We start from the raw sequence: 20,031 nt of genomic DNA, 5'->3' as shown, positions 1-20,031 counted from the left end.
CGTTCAGGATAAAGATGAAGCCATATCAGATGTAAAATTAAATCAACTTTTGCGCAATTGCCTTAGCGGTCTCAGCTGCGCTTTTATCTCCTCGCACATGCGCAGCCACGATAGCCCCGTCCATGAGAAGCGAGAGTTGTTGCGCTAACGATTCATGTCCCTTGCCGAGCACCTTAGCGACAAAAGACATAATCCATCTTTTGTGAAAGTCAGCATATTGATGAATCGGGTGATTATGTTGGCTAAATTCCGCGCTGGCATTGATGAAATTGCAACCATAAAACTGAGGACTGTTGAACCATTCGGCTAAGCCGTCGAATACGCTCAGCGCGTGAACGCTCGAGTCTGCATTAGGCTGCTGGCTGATTGCATCGTCTATGGCGCCCTGTAAAGACTGCTCAAGCTGAGCATGACGATATTTGAGTACGGCTAAAATCAATTCATCTTTGGTTCTAAAATATTTATAGAGCGTGGTTTTAGACACACCTGATTCGCGCATGATGGTGTCGATACCGGTAGCATGAAAACCAAACTCATTAAACAATGCGAATGCTGTTTCAATCAGCACTTGCTTTTTACCCTGATCCGCCATGCAACTTTCCTCAATTTTTAATGCTCACTGATTATAACGCACTCGCTTGACATGAACAGATCTGTTCACTAACCTACAAAAAATGAACAGACCTGTTCACCCATGCCAGTTAAAAGTGTATCGAAAAAAGAATTTAGAATTTAATGGAGACAATTATGAGTCAGAGCGCCATCACTCAAGGCATCCATCATTTGGGCTTAACCGTGCCAGACATTCGCCATACCGCAGACTTTTTTATTGAACAGCTGCATTTTGCTCAAGTTGGAGAAAAGCCGGAGTACCCTGCTATTTTCGTTTCTGACGGCACAGTCATGCTGACACTTTGGCAGGTGCAGGCTGATGATTTTAATGCTTTTAACCGCCATTCAAACATTGGCCTTCATCATGTGGCACTCCAAGTTAAAAACTTAGAAAGTCTGCACCAACTGAGCCAAAAATTCAGTCAACTTGATTCGGTTGATATTGAATTTCTACCTGAACAAATTGGGCAATCTAACAACTACCATTTGATGTGTTTAATTCCTGGAGGTGTTCGAGTGGAGTTTTTCGCAGCGGGGTGAGGTTTAGCGCTACCAAGCCGGCTTTGTGCTTTTATGTTGCTTCGTCTGTGTGCCGGTGCTGACCAGCGGTAATTCAAGGGACTGACTTGCCTTATTGATGTTGAAAAACCTGTATTGAACCAATTGAATAGGTGAAATCCCTCAATCCTCTGCACAAAAAAAGCCCGCGAGTGCGGGCTTAAATTTAGCGTATTTAATGGCTACGTCGTCTGATAGCACTAAGCTACGTGGCCTGCACCGTTCATAGCTTTACAGACGTAAAAGGTTTCTTTTAAGCCTGTTTTCGCTTCATATTGCTCAGCAACGGCTTTGCGAACTGGGTCTACCAAGTCGTGTGGCATGAGGGCAACAATACAGCCACCAAATCCACCGCCTGTCATGCGTACACCACCTTTATCACCAATCACAACCTTCACAATATCAACTAAGCTGTCGATTGCTTCTGCGGTGATCTCGAAGTCATCGCGCATAGAAACGTGCGACTGTTCCATCAACTCACCCAACTTCAATACATCGTGAGATGCAAGCGCATCAGCTGCTTCTAATACGCGTTGATTTTCAGTTAACACGTGACGCGCACGACGAAATACCACAGGATCAAGCGCTTCGCGTTGAGCCATCAACTCTTCAAACGTGACGTCACGTAACTTTTGCTTGCCAAAGTGAGCGGCGGCGGCTTCACATTGTTCACGGCGAGTATTGTACTCACTGTCTACCAAGCCGCGTTTCTTGTTGGAGTTGATAATCACCACAGACAAGTCAGCAGGCATAGATACCGCTTTGGTTTCGAGTGAACGGCAGTCAATCATCAGAGCGTGCTGCTCTTCACCCTCGGCTGAAATCAATTGGTCCATAATGCCGCATGCACAACCGACAAATTCGTTTTCTGCTTGCTGTCCGTTTAAGGCAATTTCTTGCTGTGAAATTGTCAAGTCATACAGAACTTTAAAGGTTTGACCAATCACAACTTCTAACGCAGCTGAAGAGCTTAAACCTGCACCTTGTGGCACGTTTCCGCTAATTGAAATATCTGCGCCGCCAAATTTATAACCACGAATTTGCAAGTATTTGACTACGCCACGTACATAGTTCACCCACATTTCATGATCAGAAAATACGATGTCGTCATCGAGGCTAAACTCGTCAACTTTATAACCGTAATCAACCGCTTCAACACGCACTAAATTGTCATCACGTCGCGACGCTGCAACAACGGCTTGGTAATCAATTGCACAAGGCAATACAAAACCATCGTTGTAGTCTGTGTGCTCGCCAATTAAGTTGACTCGGCCAGGAGCTTGAACAATATGTGTCGCAGCCTGTCCAAAACTCTTTTGAAACGCCTGTGACACTTTCTCAATTAGTTGCTGTTGTTTATCCATTTGACTGCTCTCTGTAATGAATATCGCTCACTGCACGCAATTTTTCTGCGGCTTGTTCTGCGGTTAAATCTCGTTGTGATTCGGCTAACATTTCGTAACCCACCATAAATTTGCGAACTGATGCTGAACGCAATAAAGGCGGGTAAAACAATGCGTGAAGCTGCCAATGATCGATGTTCTCACCTTCTTCGAAGAACGGCGCGTAATGCCAACCCATTGAATATGGGAATGAACATTTGAACAAATTATCATAGCGGCTGGTTAGCTTTTTAAGCGCCAACGCCAAGTCGTCTTTTTGAGCTTCATTGAGTTCAGACATACGGCGTGCTTTTTGTTTTGGCATCAGCATGGTTTCGAATGGCCATGCCGCCCAATATGGAACAACCGCGATCCAATACTCGGTTTCTACCACGGTGCGTTCTTTTGACTGTGACTCACGTAATGCATAGTCGAGCAACAAGCTTGAACCATGCTTTTCATAATACGCACGTAAATTGTCGTCTTTGCGGAAAATCTCATTCGGTAAAAAGCTGTTTGCCCAAATTTGGCCATGTGGATGAGGTTGTGAACACCCCATTACAGCCCCTTTGTTTTCAAAGGCTTGAACCCAAACGTAATCGTTACCTAGCTCAGTGATTTGGCTGTCCCATGTGTCGATTACACCGCGGATTGCGTTCGGCGAGAGTTCAGGCAGTGTTTTACTGTGATCGGGTGAGAAACAAATCACACGGCTCAAACCTCGTGCGCCTTCACAGACAAATAATGGATCTGTGCTTTCTGGTGCATCGGGCGAATCAATGGTCAATGCCGCGAAATCATTGTTGAATACAAATGTACCTTTATAATCAGGGTTTACATCACCTGAAATGCGCGTATTGCCGGCACACAAGAAACAATCGGGATCGTGCGCTTCGCCCACAGAGTCGTCGACTTGTTCATCTTGGCCTTGCCACGGACGTTTAGCACGATGCGGCGAGACTAAGATCCATTGTCCGGTCAGCGGGTTAAAGCGGCGGTGCGGATGCTCTACGGCATCAAACTCTATTTTAGTCGTCATCATTATTCTGCTTATTCACTATTTTTCAGGATAACCTTGTGGATTTTTAGACTGCCAACGCCATGTATCGGCGGCCATGTCTTCCACGCTTCGAGTCGCTATCCATTGCAGCTCTTGTTTTGCTTTTTGCGGATCAGCCCAACATTCCGCGATATCCCCCGGACGGCGAGGACAAATGTTATAGGGCACGTCTTTGCCAGAAGCTTTTGCAAATGCAGCAACCATTTCTAATACGCTGCTGCCTTGGCCGGTTCCCAAATTGAAAATGTGTAAACCTGCTTTTGGTCCAACATGTTGTAATGCAGCCAAGTGGCCTTGTGCCAAGTCCATCACGTGGATGTAGTCTCGAACACCGGTGCCATCAGGCGTATCGTAATCATCGCCGAACACTGACAGTGAATCGCGTCGCCCTACGGCCACTTGCGCAATAAATGGCATGAGGTTGTTTGGAATCCCTTGAGGATCTTCCCCTAAGTCACCTGATGGGTGAGATCCAACAGGGTTGAAATATCGCAACAGGGTAATGCTGAAGTCGGGCTCAGCGGCTTGAAAGTCACGAAAGCATTCTTCCACAATGTATTTGCTGCGCCCATATGGATTGGTAGTAGCACCAACTGGCGTAGTTTCTTTAATTGGAATTTCAGTCGGGTCGCCGTAGACCGTTGCTGATGAGCTAAAAATAATACTTTTAACCCCTGCACGTTTCATCTCGGCAGCAAGAACAAGCGAACCATTGACGTTGTTGTCGTAGTATTCCAGCGGCTTAGCTACTGATTCACCTACAGCTTTTAAGCCGGCAAAGTGGATGACAGACTCAATTTTATGCTCGCTAAAGATGGTTCGTAACATCTCGTTGTCACGAACATCACCCTGATAAAAAATAGGCTGCGTACCTGTCAGCGCTTCAATACGAACCAACACAGTTTCTTTACTATTGTGGAGGTTGTCCAAAATAATTGGAGTCATACCTGCTTCAATCAATAGCACCGCTGTGTGGCTTCCGATATACCCTAATCCGCCAGTCACCAATACTTTCACGTCATTGCTCCATAAACCATTTAGATGATTACAATCTACAGTAGGGTAAACGTTTACCCTTTTTAATAAAATACCATAGATTTAGCAAAAATAAACACCTCTTAGTCATCAATAACCAGATTAAAATCAAGCGAACATAATATTTTTCAGTACAGAAAAGTCGGAATCATCGAGAAACCAAGGTGTTGACGTTAAAGGGCTGCTCACAATCAGCAGCCAACTCATGTTTATAAATCTGTATTAATCCAAAGTTCTTGACGATCCAGAGGTACATCGGCTGGCAGCATTGGGTTTGGAATATGAATCACCTTACGCTGCTGAATCTTGGCCAAATCGAATGACTTCGAGATCAGCTCTGAGTTGTAGAACATTTCATCGAAACTTCCATCCGAAATTGCCGCTTCAAGGCCGTCGTTTAAAGCTTGGTATAAGGCATCGTTGCCTTTTTCTACGTACAGATACATGGCCATGGGATAGATCAGTAGCACATTTGAATCCACCGAAATGTTCAATTGAGGATAGCTATCCACCACTTCCCAAACTTCATGAACGGCTAAAGGTAGATAATCAAAGCGTCGACCATCAACCATGTAAAACAAGCTTTCTGCCTTAACGGGCTTAACGACATCAATACCTGCATTTTCTAAAATTTCAGTATCGCCCCAAAAACGCCCTAGTCCAGCTTTGTAATTTTTGAGGTCTGTAAAATCGCTAATAGTCGAAAATTCAGCGTGTTGAGAATCCTCGATGATGAAGATACGGTGGCCCAACAATCCTTTAAATAAAGGAATTTTAATCGCTTGCAAATCTTGCTGCATTTGTTGCGTCGCACCAGCCCACATGACGCTTAAGTTCCCACCTTTGACTTCTTCGACTAATCGAGCGGAGTTTTCAGCTTTTTTACGGTGAGAAATGGTGGTGTTAAAGTTACTTTTTGCGAAAGCGAGTTCCATGATCTCGACCACTAATTCATCTCTAGGGCCGGTGATTTGAGGCGTGCTGATCTGCGCCATCACTAGGGGCGAAAACACAACACTCGCAGCAATCATCAAGCCAGTGACCATTTTAAGATTCATATCGTTCTACCTCGTTCAACATCGCACTTCTAAGCAAGGGGTCTACTGGCAACACATCAACCAATTTAAGTTTCGTGTTTTTCTGGCCTGCAGATTCTAACTAACGCACTTCAGACAACCAAAATACGCAACATTAAATTGTTAACGTTCATCAAAGTTAACGTAAAACAATACAAAACAGCAATAATTATAAGGTCTATTTGTGTCATTCATCACGATGAAAAACGACGAAAATACAGACTAAATCAAGATAAAGTGAGTAATTGACTCAAAAAACGAAAGAAAAATAATGAATTAAGTGGATTCGACAGGGCTTGACCAACAACAAGGGCATTGTTGAGTTCATTGCTCTTTAAAAATGTCTGAAAACATGTTCGAACAACACCTATCAACCGAATACTTCTTAACAATAGGATCGAAAAAAAGCGCCAAAACCGGCCGATTCATGATCTTGAAATTCGACCACCCCAAATAGGTAAACCAAAAGTAATACCCACACGCAAACAGCCCTAAAAAAGATTAACCATTGATAACAAAACCATTGCTTAAAGCGTATTTACGAGCTCCTTATGATCAAATTATCAAGGCCCAACGCTACGTAACAAAAACCAACGTAAAGCCCATAAATACTGAGAATAATAAGTTTAAACGATCATAACTATGCTCACGCTCACTTTTTTAGTGATTTGATCTATAGCCAATCCCCCCAATCATGTACCATACCGACAATTGGTTTACCTGTTTTCGAAAAACCTAACGATTTTTGACGTATATGAGGTACACATGAAAGGTATGGAAAAGAAACTTAGCCTTGCATCAAAACGCGCAATCGAGCGCGGGTATGATTCAAAGGGCCCAGAATGGTTTATTGAATTTGAAGTTGAAGATCTAAAAGGTGACTTTGAATACGAAGAAGGTGTGATCCGCAGAGACCCTACCGCTGTGATTGAGGTAGATGGCACGTATCACTGCTGGTACACCAAAGGCGAAGGCGAAACTGTTGGCTTTAACTCAAGCAATCCAAATGACAAAGTGTTTCCTTGGGATTTAACCGAGGTATGGCATGCCACATCAACAGACAGCATGACTTGGAAAGAACAAGGTTGTGCAATTGCAGCTGGCGAACCCGGCAGCTTTGATGACCGAGCCGTGTTTACCCCTGAAGTATTAGCCCATGAAGGCAAATACTATTTGGTATATCAAACCGTTCAAGCGCCCTACACAAATCGTCAATATGAAGAAATCGCCATTGCTTGGGCTGATTCTCCATTTGGTCCGTGGAATAAGTCCGACGCCCCTATTGTTAGCCCTTCAAAAGATGGCGAGTGGCTCGGAGATGAGGACAACCGTTTTCACGTAAAATCAAAAGGAAGCTTTGACAGTCATAAGGTTCACGATCCATGTCTTATGTACTTTAAAGGCAAGTTTTACCTTTATTACAAAGGCGAAACAATGGGCGAAGAAAAGAACTTTGGAGGCCGTGAAATTAAACACGGTGTTGCCATTGCCGACAATATCTTAGGGCCTTACACCAAGTCTGAATACAACCCGATTTCAAACAGTGGACATGAAGTTGCGGTGTGGCACCAAAACGGTGGTATTGCATCATTAATTACAACGGATGGCCCTGAAAAGAATACGATTCAGTGGGCTGAAGATGGTATTAATTTTGAAATCATGACTCACATTAAAGGGGCTCCTGAAGCGCTAGGCATATTTCGTAGCAACGACAATGTTGCGATAGAAGAACCTGGCCTGCAGTGGGGTTTATGCCATAAGTATGATGCCTCTTGGAACTGGAATTATATCTGTAAGTACAAGGTCAAACCGCAAACGTTAGATCATGATACCTACCAGAACACGAACTAAACAATGACTCAATAGTCATCCCCAAAGGCCTGCCTAAAGTGCAGGCTTTTTTGTGTCAGTTGACTGCACACAAAGCCAGTATGTTTTTAAAGCCCAACGAATATAGCCACACTTAAGGGATAAACGAGAAACAAACAAAAGAAAGGTAAGAAGTAAATTGCTGGGGAGTAAAAAGGACCTTGGCCTGCTTAGAGCCAAGGTCAATGCAATTGCGGAGAAAGAATTGCAGGAAAACGAGGTTAATTAGAACTTAACGTAAACGGTCTTTTTCTGGAGGTAACCTTCAAGACCATAGCGGCCATCTTCGCCACCAATACCACTGCGCTTAAAGCCGGTGTGGTAGCCGTTAAACAATTCACCATTCGGACGGTTGACGTAAATTTCGCCCACTTCGAGCTCATTCACCGCCTTCATTATCTTGCGCATGTCATTGGTATAAACATAACCAGACAACCCCAAATCAATGTCATTGGCAAAGCTCAAAGCTTCTTCAAGATCTTTCACAGGCATTGCGGCAACAACCGGACCAAATACTTCTTCTTTCATAATGGCCATATCATTGGTGGTGTTCATGATGACCGTTGGCTCAAACCAAAATCCAGATTCAAATTCAGCACCTTCGGGTTTCCCCCCACCACAAGCGATCGTTGCGCCCTGCTCTTTGGCTCTGGTTACTTTTTCAACCAAACCGGCGATTTCACGAGCGTTAACCTTAGGCCCAACGTCTGTAGTATCCAGCATGGGGTCGCCTACTTTCAGCGCTTTTGCTTTCGCTACGAATTTTTCCATGAACTCGGCGTAGATACTTTCTTGAATATACATACGCTCGTTCGAAGTACAGATTTGGCCACAATTACCAAAGCCAGATTGAATCGCGATATCTACCACTTCATCAACATTTGCATCATCGAGTACGATGAATGGAGCTTTTCCGCCAAGCTCAAGATTCAAGGCCGTGATATTCTCTGAGGCCGAACGATAGAGTATTGAACCCACCTCAGAACTACCTGTCAAAGTGACAAGCTTGGTCATTGAATTGCGTACTAATTCATCTCCAACAACAGCTCCATCACCCGATACAATGTTAATCACACCGTTTGGAATGTTAGATTGGTCAATCAATTCAGCGAACTTAAGAACCGTCAATGGAGTGTCTGCTGGCGGCATCACAACCATGGTATTGCCTGTAACCAGAGCATTACCGAGCTTACGCGCAGCAAGCGCTAACGGATAATTCCATGCAAGAAGCCCCACTGTGACACCAAATGGAACACGCTGAATCCAGATTTGCTCATCTTGGTTTTCACTGGTCAAAATTTCGCCTTCAATGCGGCGAGCGGACTCTGCTGCGTAGCGTAAAAAGCCCACTGAACCTGCAACTTCGCCTAGCGCATCTTTAAACAGTTTACCCTGCTCTAGCGTGATAAGACGGGCATATTCGTCGGCATGACTCTCAAGTAGGTCAGCGAGTTCAATGACTAATTCGGCTCGAGATTGTGCAGGTAATTTTGCCCATGCTTTTTGAGCATCCTGCGACGATTTCAAAGCTGAAATTGCATCTTCACGCGTGCCTTTCGGCGCATAACCAACAACTTCTTCAGTTGTTGGACTAATCACTTCAATTAACTCGCTATTTGAAGAATCGACAAACTCGCCGTTCAAATATAACTTCTGCGTGATATTGCTCATCTAACTTCCTCGAAACACATGAATGAATGTCAAAAACATTTTGGTGAACCAATTATCTAATCATACGCCAAATAGATCAACCACCAAAGTGATTCCAATCACAGAGTATGACGAAAGGTGTTATTTACAGCTGAATGCCAGTTGGTTACGTGGTCAACATCTTCTAAAATAGCCAGTATTGAAATATGATTTTGTCCCTAATGGCTACACGTTTTGGTTAAAAAAATGTAATATCGAGTATGCCTTTTGGAGATTCTTTGAAAGATTGATTGACCAAATTAGAACTCTCCACAGTTCATAGATTGCAGGATAAAGAAAAATGGCCTTAACAGACACCAAGAGACGCTATTACGACATTGGACTCCAAATTGAAGAGTTGCTGTATTCAGGTGTCTTTAAAGCCGGGGAAAGGCTTCCATCAGAACGTGAATTAAGTGAGCGCTTTGAAACCAGTCGAGCAACCATTCGAGAAGCAATCATCATGCTCGAATTAAAAGGGTTAGTGACCGTGCGTCAAGGTGCGGGAATCTTCTTTATCAACTCTCCTGAAAGTGTTAATCAACGCTCAATTACACCAAAGAGTGATGTTGGGCCGTTTGAGCTATTGCAAGCACGACAGATCATTGAAAGTAATATTGCAGCATTTGCGGCAACTCAAATTAAGTTCAATGAATTAAGAGAGCTTAAGCAAGTTTTGCAAATGCAAGAAAACGAAATCAATGGCAACAGTGAAAAGTTTGAGGAGTTGGACCAACAATTCCATAGGCTTATCTCTGAATCAACCCAGAATAGAGTTCTGATCAGCCAAGCATCAGACATGTGGAGCACTGTTCGTACCCAAAACCCGCTGTGGAATGAGCTGAATCATCAGTTTTTACACGAAGAGCGGTTGCAGTCGATGTGGATTAGCGATCACAAACGTATTTTAATCGCACTACAAAAGCGTTCACCAGAAGATGCAAAAGAAGCCGTTTGGCAACACATTGAGAACAGTAAGCAAGAATTACTCAAGATTGTGAATTCAGATAATGCAGAGCAAGACTCAGACGATTATTTCTTTGCTCTTGAATACGACGCGGACTACATTGAAAATCACTAGAAGTTGAAGACAAATCAGTTGAATTGAAAAGGCACTCTAAAACGAGTGCTTTTTTATGGCCTATTTTTGTGTTGATGCAGCACATAAAAAAGACGGCTTAGCGATCCCAACATCGCTAAGCCGCCAACAAGCAAGATTAGCTTATCAAATAGTTATACACACCCTCAGCAACTGGGATACCGCTGCGGTCACATTCCGCACGGTAAGCCACTTGTAAATCATTCGGCGCCAATACTTTATCAACACCAGGTGCAGGAGTGACTTGATGTAACTCATTCACTAAGGTCGCCATGGTCATTGCAAACAGTGGGTTTCCAAGTTTTGCAGGATCAATCACAATCACTAAACTGGCAAGCTTGCGCATTTTCTCGTAATCACCATACATTTTTACAATGTGATTACCGAAGTTAGCTCCCATCAAAATGCCGGTTAGCGCGTCAATTGCCAACGCAATACCTGAACCTTTATGTCCGCCAAATGGTAGCAATGTCACAGCATCATTTGGATCAGTGGTCTCGTGACCATCTTTATCCAGTGCTAAGCCTTTGCCAATGGGTTGACCCGTTTCACGAGCATGAAGAAGCTTGCCGTAAGCTGTTGCACTTGTGGCCATGTCAACAATCACAGGGGTGCTTCCCTCAACAGGGAAACCAAATGCAATTGGGTTTGTACCCAAGAACTTTGTAGCTCCACCATGAGGCGCTACACACGTATCTGTTTGCGTCATCGAGATTGCAATTTTACCCGCAGCAGTTGCTTGTTCCATGAAGTAAGACAAGGCACCACAGTGCGATGTGTTTTTCACGCTTACGAAGCCAAGTCCTGTTTCTGTGGCAAGTTCGATCGCATGGTTTGTTGCAGCAATTAACGCTGAATGGCCCATGCCATCGTCTGAGTCCAAGACTGCAACCGACGGAGATACTTGTTCAATAGAGAACTTCGCATTGGCATTCAAACCGCCTCGCGATAAGCGCTCGCAATAATGTTCAACACGCATCACTCCATGAGAATGAACGCCTGTTGCATCTGCATGTACCAACACATCAACAACTTCACCGGCAGTTTTTGCGTCCAACCCTGCGTTTAATAATTTTTTTAATGCGAGCTCTTTTAGCTCAGCTTCTACTACTTTTTTAGTGGTCATACCGCACCCGTTTAGTGAAAGTTGATAACGCCTTTGATAAGCGTTTTGTTCTCGACGACATCTGTTTGGTAAGCATTACCAACGGTTGCGAAGTCGTAATCTTTGTTTTTCATAATGTCTTCGCTAATCGCGCCTGAACTCATCAGTTCAATAACTCGCTCGAAGTCTTGGCGTGTTGCATTTCTGCTGCTCAACAAGGTTGTTTCTTTTTTGTGGAACGTTGGATCGTCAAGCACCAAGTCGCCAATATACAAACCGATGAATACAATTTTTCCGCCGTGACGAATCAAATCTACGGAACGGCTCATTGAACCCTTATTACCTGTCGCGTCCATCACAGTGCACGGTAAACGACCACCAAATGCTTCTTTCAGGTCTTCAACATAAGTTTCAACCAATGGGTTTAACGTTTTGATACCTAATACTTTCTCAACGTGTAGACGACGCTCTTCGCTCACATCTGCAACGACCAGTTCTGCACCTTCAGCTTTAGCGATTGCTGCCGCAGCAAGACCAATTGGTCCCGCACCAATCTGCAATACGCGTTGACCTTTTTTCACTTCAGCACGACGGACTGCGTGGGCGCTGATAGAGAAACACTCGATGAGCGAGCCTTGGCTATCGCTGATCGAATCAGGCAACTTAACCAAATTAGATTCAAGGACGCTTAAATACTCTGAGAAACCACCGTCCTGGTGAACACCGTACAAAGAGACGTTTTCACAACAGTTAGTTTTATCGTCTTCACATGCAGGGCAAACGCCACATGGGATACATGGAATCACTGCGCAACGCTCGCCGACTTTTGACGATTTGCAATCTGCACCAACGCTTTCAATCACGCCGCTGATTTCATGTCCCAACACGCGTGGGTAGCTGAAAAATGGTTGACGGCCGGCAAAGGCGTGAATATCAGTGCCACAGATACCAACCGCTTTGACTTTCAAAAGGACTTCATTGGATTCGCAAACAGGCTTGTCACGCTCAATGTATTCAATCGAAAACGGTTCGTTACAAATTAAAGTTTTCATTACGCAAGTTCCTTATTCGCAGCAATTGACTCAATATAAGATTCAATTCCTGATTGTTGGATTGATGTAAAGGCAGCTTCCACAGCTTTGGAAAAGTCAGTTCCAGCCGCGCCATTGGCACCAAAGATTTTATCGACAGATAACAGCGCTCTCGCTTTCTCTGCCGGAGTTGAAGCGGCCTTAACAGCCTGTTTGAACTGTTCAGCCATGGGATCAAAGATTTCTTTGTCCTGCTCAACAGCATTGATTGTGAAATGCAACCAACCCGCCACTAATGTTGGCAAACAAGTGGCAGATACGCCGGCTGCTTGCAAATGAGTCAACGGATCTACTGCGCGTTGTGGCAGTTTTTGCGAACCGTCCATCGCGATTTGTGCAGTCTTGTGTTTGATGTTGGCATTACTGAATCGACCCACGAGCAATTCGGCATATTGGTCTAAATCAACATCCAAATCTGGGCTCAGTGATTTAGCTTGCTCTTGCTTCATGAGTCGCAACGTTGCGGTTCTAAAAGATGCGTCTTGCATGCATTGATAGATATATTCAAAACCAGCAAGGCTGCCGTTATACGCAAGAAATGAGTGGCTGCCGTTTAGCATGCGCAATTTCATTTCTTCGTAAGGCAGGACGTCCGAAACGAACTTAGCCCCCGCGACACTCCAATCGGGACGTCCTGCTACGAAATTGTCTTCAATCACCCACTGACGAAAATCTTCACACACCACTCCACATGGGTCGGCGTAACCAGTAAGAGCTTCAATTACCTCAAACTCATCTGCAGTCATGGCTGGAACAATGCGGTCAACCATGGTGCTTGGGAACGTGACGTTTTCTTCAATCCACTTCGCTAAGTCCGCATCAATTTGAGTGGCGAAACTTACGATTGCATTTTTGGTCAACAATCCATTCTCAGGAATATTGTCACAAGATAAAATGCTGATAGGGTTCAAACCGCGTTCACGACGCACTCGAAGAGCTTCAGTAATAAGCCCCAATGCAGATTTAGGTTGCTTCGGATTAGCCAGATCATTTTGAATAAGTGCGTTGGTCAAATCTAAAGTGCCAGACTGAGGGTCGGCGCAATAGCCTTTCTCGGTAATAGTGAGCGACACAATTTTCACTTGCGGCTCTGCTATTTTTTCAATGGCAACTTCAATTCCATCAACAGGCGTATGAATCGCTTCACACACGGTACGCACTAGACGAGAGTCCATGCTGGTTGCCGATTTTTCAACAACGCTGAATAAGTGGTCTTGCGCTTTTAAGTCATTAACCAGATCTGGGCTACCAAACATATTCACTTCACAAATCCCCCAAGGAGCACTTGTTAAGTCATTCGTTAGATCGTTATAGACCGCTTGATGTCCTCTGTGAAAAGCGCCAAATCCGATATGCACAATGTCAGTGCTTAACTGATCTCGGTTATAGGTAGTGACAAATTTAAACCCTTCAGGATTCAGTCTTGCTTTACTGTTATTCATTGCTTCCGCCAAATTCGTTAACCAATGATGTGATTTATACGCATAAACCACGTTTCATTCCGTGACAACTATCACCAAATGGTAAACCAATAAGTGAAAAAGGTACACTAATAATGAATTGCACATTGTAAACAATGCTCAAATAACAAGATCTAAATCACAAAAATACACATCAAAACCAATAATAACAATGAGTTATAAGTTAATTTGAATTTGTTGACAACTTTAAACCTTATTATAAACGCGCTTATTTTGGTTGACCACCACAATAAATAGTCCTACTATCTTCCGCATGTTGTAGCTCTAGTTGTATCTCCTAAATCAGTCCAACACTGAATCGACTAAGCGCAAAACCATTCGTTAATAGGACAGATGATGTTTAGTGAAATACTAAGTTTTGGCGAACCTATGTTTGAGTTCAGCCAAATCAAAACCGATGAACCTTTGGCCCCTGACTTTTTGAGTGGATTTGGTGGAGACGTATCAAACTTTGCCATTGCTGCTGCACGACAAGGTGCCGATATTGGAATTCTGACGCATTTAGGCTGTGACGCTTTCGGCCAAGAATTTATTGATTTGTGGAAACGCGAATCGGTCAGCGACAGTCTTGTTGTCAATAATCCCGAAGCTCACACTGGTGTTTACTTCATTACTCATAATGAGGAAGGCCACCACTTTTCATTTCTTCGTAAAGGTTCTGCTGCAAGTTTAATCTCCAATCGCCAACTTCCTGTTGAAGCGATTGCAAACGCTAAACTTTTTCACACTACTGCAATTACACAGGCAATTAGCACAAACTGCTGTGATGCTGTTTTTGAAGCCATCGATATTTGCCATAAAAACGATACTCTCGTTTCTTACGACACCAACTTACGTCTGAAGCTTTGGTCTTTGAAACGTGCAAAAGCGGTGATCAACGAAACAATTTCAAGTGTTGATATTTGTTTCCCTAGTCTTGATGAAGCGCAATTGTTGACGGGTTTAGAGCATTCAGATGACATCCTAGACCACTATCTAAAACTTGGCGCTAAAACGGTTGTACTCAAGCAGGGCTCTCTAGGAGCGACTGTCGCGACATCCGATGAACGTATTAGTGTAAAGCCACACAAAGTAACCGCAGTTGATGCGACAGCGGCGGGTGATTCGTTCGCTGGCTCTTTTTGTACCCATTACGTGCGCGGTGCGTCGTTGCAAGAATGCTTGGAATACGCGAACGCCACAGCATCAATCACAATCACTGGATACGGGGCGGTAGCGCCTCTCCCTACGATTGAGCAGGTTAGAGAGCGCTTAGCCCAGCGCTAGTTAAACCCGATACAACAGAATTCTATTTTTAGACGGAAGAACCATGCAAACTTTAATCGCTGATTTAAAAAAATATAAAGTTGTCCCTGTCATTGCAGTCGATAAAGCTCAAGACATCATCCCTTTAGGCCAACAGCTATGCGACAACGGCTTACCTGTTGCTGAAATTACATTTCGTTCAGATGCAGCAGAAGAAGCAATTCGACTCCTTAGAGAAGCGCAGCCTGATATGCTGATTGGCGCAGGTACGGTATTGAACGAAGCACAAGTTGTGGCAGCAAAGAATGCTGGCGCAAGCTTTATCGTCTCACCGGGATTAAACCCAAACACAGTGAAAGCTTGCCAAAAACATGGGATTCCAATTGTCCCTGGTATTAACAACCCTTCATCAGTTGAACTAGCGTTAGAGCTTGGTTTAACGGCTGTGAAATTCTTCCCTGCTGAAGCTTCCGGCGGTCTCAACATGTTAAAATCACTGCTTGCGCCTTACCCACAAATCCAGGTAATGCCGACCGGTGGTATTAATCAAAACAACATTGAAAGTTACCTCAAATTACCAGGTGTTTTGGCCTGCGGTGGCTCTTGGATGGTGGATAAGAAACTCGTGAATAACGGCGAGTGGGACAAAATTGGTGAGCTGACGCGACAAGTTGTTGAGCAGTTAGCACAGTAGTACCCTGAGGACTAGCCAGATGACCACGATAAAATCAATAAAAAACCAACTTTTTAAAATACCGTTGGCTGAAATTTTGTCTGATGCCAAGCATGGGGATCACGACCACTTTGAGTTAATCACCAGCACGATTACTCTTGAAGACGGCTCAGTCGGCACAGGATATACCTACACCGGCGGCAAAGGCGGCTACGCCATTAAAGCCATGCTCGAGCATGACCTTAGCCCTGTTCTAATTGGTAAAGACGCCACTGAAATCGATGAAATTTATGATTTCATGGAATGGCACATTCATTACGTTGGCCGCGGTGGTATCTCTTCTTTCGCCATGTCTGCAATTGACATTGCCCTTTGGGATTTAAAAGGCAAGCGTCTAAAACAGCCTTTATGGAAAATGGCTGGCGGCGAAAACAATAGCTGTAAGGCTTATTGTGGCGGTATTGATTTACAATTTAGCACTGAGAAATTGCTCAATAATATTCGCGGCTATCTGGCCAGTGGATATAACGCGGTTAAAATCAAAATTGGTCGCGAAAACATGCAAGAAGACATTGACCGTATTCGTGCCGTGCGGGAGTTAATTGGCCCTGATGTAACGTTCATGATTGATGCCAATTATTCGTTGACTGTCGATCAAGCAATTGAACTATCTAACGCAGTCACAGATTGCGACATCACTTGGTTTGAAGAGCCTACCATTCCTGACGATTACCAAGGCTACGCAAAAATTGCCGACGCCACGGCAATACCGTTGGCTATGGGTGAAAACTTACACACCATTCATGAGTTTGGATACGCATTCGAACAATCTAAATTGTCGTTCGCTCAGCCAGATGCGTCAAACTGTGGTGGCGTGACAGGCTGGCTGCGAGCAGCGCAATTGGCGAATAAACATGGCATTCCAGCATGTTCGCATGGGATGCAAGAATTGCATGTAAGCTTGGTATCTTCACAACCGAATTCTGGTTGGCTTGAAGTTCATAGCTTTCCAATTGACGAGTACACTCACCGCCCTCTAGTGGTTGAAAATCACCGAGCCATTGCTTCTGATGAACCAGGGGTAGGTGTCTCGTTTAACTGGGAAAAAATTAAACAATACGAAGTTTAATCACTGTTCTCGGCATGGGTTTCTCAATCATTTGAGTCACCCATGCCAAATGGTTAACCAAATATATAGTAAGCCCCCCACCTTTTAAGTCCAGCGCTACCAGTTTTAACTTCGCCATAGGCTTCTCGCCAAACCAAACCTTATATTCTAGCAGTTAAATGATGTTAGGCGGCCAACGCCACTTGTTAACCAAAATTTAAATTGGTACCCAAACGTGATCTAAATCGCCATATTGGTTGTCCAAAAATGTTAATTTAAGCTCACACAAAGTCACTTCGAAGAACTTAGATGAATACTACAACATGGAATGCCTATAAATTCGCTCTAATCGTATCGATTGGCGGATTCGTTTTTGGCTTAGATGCGGCCATTATTTCCGGCACAATTAGGTACATCGCATCTGAATTTTCTTTATCTGATCTTGAGATTGGTATGGTTGTGGGCGCTCCAAGTTTGGGGGCTATCATCGCACTATTTATCGCGGGTAAAGCTGCCGATGTCCTGGGGCGGAAAAAAACTCTCATTATCATTGCCTTGCTTTATGTGGTCTCAGCAATCGCGTCGGCTCTTGCAACCAACTTCATCATGCTCACTGCTGCTCGATTCCTTGGCGGTTTAGCGTTTATTTCACTGTCATTGGCATCAATGTACATTGGCGAGATTGCCCCACCGAAAATTCGAGGTAAGTTGGTCGCTGCAAACCAACTGAATATCGTTGTGGGTCTGTCTGCTGCTTATTTCATTAACTACTACCTTGTGATGAACGTGTCTGAGTCTTCTGTATTGTTTTCCACGCAGAATGTATGGCGCACAATGTTAGGCTCTGAAATTATTCCAGCGCTGATTTGGACAGTTTTATTATTTAGAGTGCCTGAGTCTCCTCGTTGGTTAATGCTAAAAGGTAAGAAAGAAGAAGCTCTGCGTGTTATTAATTTGATTTCTGAACCTGAAGAAGGTAAGAAAATCGTTGATGAAACAGAAGCTTACTTGAAGAGTGATGACAGCGACCTGAGCATCATGCATCAGTTAAAAAACCTGTTTTCATCACGCATGCGCACCATCTTTATCATTGGCTTTTCGATTGCAATGATTCAAGGCGTGACCGGCATGAATGCCATTTTGTTTTACGCACCAACCGTATTCGAGCAATTAGGCTCGGGCGTAAACGCATCATTTTTGCAAGCCATTTATATTGGTATCACCAGCGTAGTCTTCACTTCGATTGCCATCGTTTTAATCGATCGACTCGGCCGTAGGCCACTGCTTATCTTTGGTCTCATTGCTGTTGTTGTAAGCCACACAACGTGCTGGTACGGATTCCAAGATGCAACTTATCAGCTTGATCAAGCCAGTGTTGCTAAAATCGCTGAGTACGTCGATATTGAGCCGTTAGCGCCTTATATTGGACAAACGTTCGAAAGCGACATTGAATTTAAGAACATGCTGTCTTCAATTTATGACTCTAACACCTTGCGATTAGCGCAAGGGCACATCATTGAAGCTGCGATTTCAGTTAATGCACTCATGATTCTGATTGGTATTCTGGCATTTATTGCCGCGTTCAATATCTCGATTGGGCCAATTATGTGGGTTCTATTTTCCGAGATATTTCCAAACTCAGTCCGAACTATTGCAATTCCATTCTTTGCATTGATCACCAGTACCTCAAGCTATTTCATTCAACAGTTCTTTCCGTGGCAGTTGGCTAACTTTGGCGCGGCAAATACGTTTTTGATATACGCAGGTTTCGGCGCTCTGGGGCTTGTTGTTCTTTATAAGTTCCTACCGGAAACCAAAGGGCAAAGTATTGAGGATTTAGAACATACGCTGGTAGGTACGCAGCCGCTTAAGGGTCCTTCAGACACTCCTGTAGCAGTACAGAAGTAAAAAACGTATCACCCCCCTGTCGCTCAGAGTGCATTGCGTTCTGGGCGACACCCCCTCAAATTTGTTTATCTTCTCTAATTGTTTAATCCTGTAGACCTTTATGGGCTTCGCTGCCAAACAAGCGTTTTGAGTCGCAGTGTAATGAAACGAGCTAACTTTGCTAAGAATCAGAACAATCTAAACCGTGGGAAAAGCTTGAAGGAAAGAAGATAGACTGGGCATTCAAAATGCAAAATTTAGGCACAAAAAAACCCCAACCAAAGTAGAGCAAACAGCAGCCAGACAGTGCTTGAGAACCTACAGATATGGGGTTTGTTTCGTTTTTAGCTTAATGCACTTAACAGTTCAGAGGAAACCGCTTCAACAGTTTGAGTGCCGTCAAACTTGAGGTATTTGGTATTACCTGCTTCCGCTTCTGCACCGTAATAACCCACCAAAGGTTTGGTTTGATCATGATAAATGCCTAAACGCTTACGAACGGTATCTTCGTGATCATCTTCACGAATCACTAAGTTATCGCCTGTCACGTCATCCTTGCCTTCCACTTGCGGTGGATTGTATATGATGTGGTAAGTACGACCTGATCCAGGGTGCACACGGCGTCCGCCCATTCGCTTAACGATCTCTTCATCTGGCACATCGATTTCAACAACGTAATCAATGACTACACCCGCATCTTTCATAGCATCCGCTTGTGGAATGGTACGCGGGAAACCGTCGAGTAAGAAACCTTGCTCACAATCCGGTTGAGCAACACGCTCTTTCACTAAGCCGATGATGATGTCATCTGAAACAAGTTGTCCAGCATCCATCACTTTCTTGGCTTCTAGTCCAAGTGGTGTTCCTGCTTTAATGGCAGCACGTAACATATCTCCAGTGGAAATTTGCGGAATACCAAACTTGTCCATCATGACTTGAGCTTGGGTTCCTTTGCCGGCACCGGGAGCACCCAAAAGGATAATGCGCATAAACGGCCTCTTCTCTTATTATTTCTTAAAATTTAACCCCGCGGATTCTAACAGCTTCAACAGCTAATATGA

At 44.0% G+C, this 20,031-nt stretch carries 17 protein-coding genes; 7 read left to right on the top strand and 10 right to left on the bottom strand.

The annotated features are described in order from the left end of the window. Nucleotides 1-37: 37 nt before the first annotated feature. Nucleotides 38-592, bottom strand: a complete 555-nt coding sequence (locus tag NAF29_RS07880) for a TetR/AcrR family transcriptional regulator (RefSeq protein ID WP_251261033.1) — start codon at nucleotides 590-592, stop codon at nucleotides 38-40. Nucleotides 593-747: 155 nt separating this feature from the next. Between NAF29_RS07880 and NAF29_RS07875 the strand changes: the two genes are divergently transcribed. After that, a complete protein-coding gene (locus NAF29_RS07875; protein WP_251261032.1) occupies nucleotides 748-1,152 on the top strand; it encodes a VOC family protein in 405 nt (134 codons plus the stop codon). Between the two features lie 218 nt (nucleotides 1,153-1,370). Here NAF29_RS07875 and galK read toward each other — a convergent pair whose 3' ends face one another. The 4 genes from galK to NAF29_RS07855 form a co-directional block, all read right to left on the bottom strand. Continuing rightward, nucleotides 1,371-2,534 carry a galactokinase gene (gene galK / locus NAF29_RS07870; RefSeq protein ID WP_251261031.1) on the bottom strand — a complete coding sequence of 388 codons (1,164 nt, stop codon included), beginning with the start codon at nucleotides 2,532-2,534 and terminating at the stop codon, nucleotides 1,371-1,373. After that, nucleotides 2,527-3,594 carry a UDP-glucose--hexose-1-phosphate uridylyltransferase gene (locus tag NAF29_RS07865; RefSeq protein ID WP_432763233.1) on the bottom strand — a complete coding sequence of 356 codons (1,068 nt, stop codon included), beginning with the start codon at nucleotides 3,592-3,594 and terminating at the stop codon, nucleotides 2,527-2,529. Before NAF29_RS07865 ends, galK begins: the two co-directional genes overlap by 8 nt. 15 nt (nucleotides 3,595-3,609) lie before the next feature. Continuing rightward, on the bottom strand, nucleotides 3,610-4,629 hold the full coding sequence (galE, locus tag NAF29_RS07860; RefSeq protein ID WP_251261030.1) for a UDP-glucose 4-epimerase GalE: 1,020 nt from the start codon (nucleotides 4,627-4,629) through the stop codon (nucleotides 3,610-3,612). A gap of 227 nt (nucleotides 4,630-4,856) precedes the next feature. Next, on the bottom strand, nucleotides 4,857-5,705 hold the full coding sequence (locus NAF29_RS07855) for a type 2 periplasmic-binding domain-containing protein (RefSeq protein WP_251261029.1): 849 nt from the start codon (nucleotides 5,703-5,705) through the stop codon (nucleotides 4,857-4,859). Nucleotides 5,706-6,488: 783 nt separating this feature from the next. Here NAF29_RS07855 and NAF29_RS07850 point away from each other — a divergent pair. Next, the gene (locus NAF29_RS07850; RefSeq protein ID WP_285817675.1) at nucleotides 6,489-7,574 is read left to right on the top strand and encodes a glycoside hydrolase family 117 protein; all 1,086 of its coding nucleotides are present in this window, start codon (nucleotides 6,489-6,491) and stop codon (nucleotides 7,572-7,574) included. 243 nt (nucleotides 7,575-7,817) lie between these two features. Here NAF29_RS07850 and NAF29_RS07845 read toward each other — a convergent pair whose 3' ends face one another. Continuing rightward, the gene (locus tag NAF29_RS07845; RefSeq protein WP_251261027.1) at nucleotides 7,818-9,263 is read right to left on the bottom strand and encodes an aldehyde dehydrogenase family protein; all 1,446 of its coding nucleotides are present in this window, start codon (nucleotides 9,261-9,263) and stop codon (nucleotides 7,818-7,820) included. Between the two features lie 319 nt (nucleotides 9,264-9,582). Between NAF29_RS07845 and NAF29_RS07840 the strand changes: the two genes are divergently transcribed. Beyond that, on the top strand, nucleotides 9,583-10,362 hold the full coding sequence (locus NAF29_RS07840; RefSeq protein ID WP_251261026.1) for an FCD domain-containing protein: 780 nt from the start codon (nucleotides 9,583-9,585) through the stop codon (nucleotides 10,360-10,362). A 136-nt stretch (nucleotides 10,363-10,498) separates the two neighbouring features. Here NAF29_RS07840 and NAF29_RS07835 read toward each other — a convergent pair whose 3' ends face one another. From NAF29_RS07835 to NAF29_RS07825, 3 genes are read right to left on the bottom strand one after another with little or no spacing between them, the layout of a single operon-like run. Then, entirely contained in the window at nucleotides 10,499-11,506 is a 1,008-nt protein-coding gene (locus NAF29_RS07835; RefSeq protein WP_251261025.1) for an Ldh family oxidoreductase, read from the bottom strand. 11 nt (nucleotides 11,507-11,517) lie between these two features. Next, entirely contained in the window at nucleotides 11,518-12,537 is a 1,020-nt protein-coding gene (locus NAF29_RS07830) for a zinc-binding alcohol dehydrogenase family protein (RefSeq protein ID WP_251261024.1), read from the bottom strand. Next, entirely contained in the window at nucleotides 12,537-14,018 is a 1,482-nt protein-coding gene (locus tag NAF29_RS07825; protein WP_251261023.1) for a mannitol dehydrogenase family protein, read from the bottom strand. Before NAF29_RS07825 ends, NAF29_RS07830 begins: the two co-directional genes overlap by 1 nt. 372 nt (nucleotides 14,019-14,390) lie before the next feature. On the opposite strand from NAF29_RS07825, the gene NAF29_RS07820 reads away from it, so the two are divergent. From NAF29_RS07820 to NAF29_RS07805, 4 genes are all read left to right on the top strand, one after another. Further along, nucleotides 14,391-15,323, top strand: coding sequence for a sugar kinase (locus NAF29_RS07820; RefSeq protein ID WP_349665561.1), 933 nt, complete (start codon nucleotides 14,391-14,393; stop codon nucleotides 15,321-15,323). A gap of 43 nt (nucleotides 15,324-15,366) precedes the next feature. After that, nucleotides 15,367-15,996 (top strand): bifunctional 4-hydroxy-2-oxoglutarate aldolase/2-dehydro-3-deoxy-phosphogluconate aldolase, encoded by a 630-nt coding sequence (locus NAF29_RS07815; protein ID WP_251261021.1) that lies wholly within the window; start codon nucleotides 15,367-15,369, stop codon nucleotides 15,994-15,996. 19 nt (nucleotides 15,997-16,015) lie between these two features. After that, a complete protein-coding gene (locus NAF29_RS07810; RefSeq protein ID WP_251261020.1) occupies nucleotides 16,016-17,104 on the top strand; it encodes a 3,6-anhydro-alpha-L-galactonate cycloisomerase in 1,089 nt (362 codons plus the stop codon). Nucleotides 17,105-17,392: 288 nt separating this feature from the next. Further along, a complete protein-coding gene (locus NAF29_RS07805; protein WP_251261019.1) occupies nucleotides 17,393-18,991 on the top strand; it encodes a sugar porter family MFS transporter in 1,599 nt (532 codons plus the stop codon). A gap of 323 nt (nucleotides 18,992-19,314) precedes the next feature. Here NAF29_RS07805 and adk read toward each other — a convergent pair whose 3' ends face one another. Further along, complete coding sequence (adk, locus tag NAF29_RS07800; RefSeq protein ID WP_251261018.1) at nucleotides 19,315-19,959, bottom strand: adenylate kinase; 645 nt, start codon at nucleotides 19,957-19,959, stop codon at nucleotides 19,315-19,317. Nucleotides 19,960-20,031: the final 72 nt, after the last annotated feature.

This window comes from Echinimonas agarilytica, from assembly GCF_023703465.1.
In the GTDB taxonomy this organism is placed as follows: Bacteria; Pseudomonadota; Gammaproteobacteria; order Enterobacterales; family Neiellaceae; genus Echinimonas; species Echinimonas agarilytica.
Note: the sequence above shows the minus strand (reverse complement) of the source record. Positions and strands in the feature narration are given on the sequence as shown.